The organism is Nocardia cyriacigeorgica, assembly GCF_010858045.1.
GTDB classification, from domain to species: domain Bacteria; phylum Actinomycetota; class Actinomycetes; order Mycobacteriales; family Mycobacteriaceae; genus Nocardia; species Nocardia cyriacigeorgica_E.
In genome coordinates this window covers 1-1,622 of the sequence record NZ_JAAGVC010000091.1, presented here as the reverse complement: position 1 = coordinate 1,622, position 1,622 = coordinate 1, and the positions used below count along the sequence as shown (strand labels likewise).

General features: G+C 71.0%; 1 pseudogene. It reads right to left on the bottom strand.

The features are described from left to right. Positions 1-1,622 (bottom strand): annotated as a pseudogene (locus GV790_RS28820) (hypothetical protein); the annotation flags it as partial.

Below are 1,622 nucleotides of genomic sequence, written 5' to 3'. Positions count from 1 at the left end.
GGGTGTGGTGGTGGGCTGGGTCGTCCCATCGAGCGGTGGTGCGGTGGCGGAAGCTGCCGCAGTGGTGCTCGTTGGTGCGGTGGGAGCGGTGGCGGGTGCGCCGACGGTCGGTTGGGCGGTGGGGTCGTCGTTCGTCGGTGGGGTGCGGTTGGGTCCGGTGGAATTGTCCGGCTGGGATGCGGACTGGGGTGGGGTGGTCGTGGATCCGGTGGTTGACGTGGGCGTGCCCAGACTCGACGGTGTGCCCGTGCCCGTGCCCGTGCCCGTGCCCGTGCCCGTGCCCGTGCCCGTGCCCGTGCCCGTGCCCGTGCCCGTGCCCGTGCCCGTGCCCGTGCCCGTGCCCGACTCGCTGGAGGTGTCCTGGGTCGGCGCGCTCTGGGCGTTGGAATCGGTGGTCTGGGACGGCAGGTCCAGTGGGGTCTGGGGTGCGCTCGGCGCGGGGTCTTGTGGCGGGAGGTCGAGGGGGCTCGAATCCGGGTTCGCGGGTGCGGTGGACTGGCCCTGGTCCGGGAGATCGAGAGGGCTCGGGTCGGTGGTGGTGGGGGACGCGGGTTGGTCGGGGAGATCCAGCGGGCTCGGCTGGGAGACGTCCGGCTGGTTGTCCTGCGGGGGCAGGTCGAGGGACGTGGGGTCCTGGGAAGGCTGCGCGGATTCGGGTCCGGGCGAGTCCTGGGTGGGCAGGTCGAGCGAGTTCGGTTGGCCGCCGGTGGACGGCTCATCGCCGCTGCGGCCGTTGTCGCCGGTGGTCTGGCTGCCCGGGTCGTCCGCTGCGGCCTGCTGGGGCTGAGCAGGTGGTTCGTTGCCGGCGGGAGAGATTTGGGGGGACTGCTGGCCGGGATTGTCGGTACCGGTGTCGGCCGGGTCGCCGGTGGCTGCCGGATCGGTGTCGGCGGGAGGCTCGTTGCCGTTGCCGTTGCCGTTGCCGTTGTTGACGGAATCGTCGGTGCTGTCGGCGTTGGCGGGCGCGGTTTGGCCGGGTTGACGGTCGGTGTTTTCGGGGGTGTCGTCGCTCCCGTGGTCGTTGGAGCCCGTGGGGTCGTCCGGGTTGCGGGCGCCATCGTTGCCGGTGGGGTCGCCGGTGGATGCCGGTTGAGTGTTGGCGGGAGGCTCGTTGCCGTTGCCGTTGCCGTTGCCGTTGCCGTTGTTGGAGTCGTCGGTGCTCGTGGCGTTGGCGGGGGTGGTTTGGTTGGGTTGGTTGTCGGTGTTGTCGGGTGTGTTGTCGCCGCTGCGAGTGTTGTTGCCGTTGGGGTTGTCCGAGCCGCCGTCGTTGCCCGTGTTGTTGTTGGCGGGGTTCTGGTTCCCGCCGCGGTCGCCGTTGTTGCTGCCGCGGTCGCCGTCGTTGCCGCCGCGGTCACCGTTGTTGTTGTCCCCGCGGCCGGAGTTGTCGTTGTTCTGTGGTTCGCGGTCGTTGTTCCCGGAGTCGGGGTCGTTCTCGGAGCCGCCGGGCCCGTTGCCGCCGCCGTCGTCTCCGCCGTTGTTCCCGCCGCTGTCGAGTTGGTTGTGGGCGGCGCCGGCGGCGGCGCTGGTGAAGGTGTCGGCGGATAGTTCGAATTCTTCGCCGGTGATGGCGGCCATGGCGGCTTGGGAGCCGATGTCGGAGGCGACTTCGGTGGTGTAGTCGG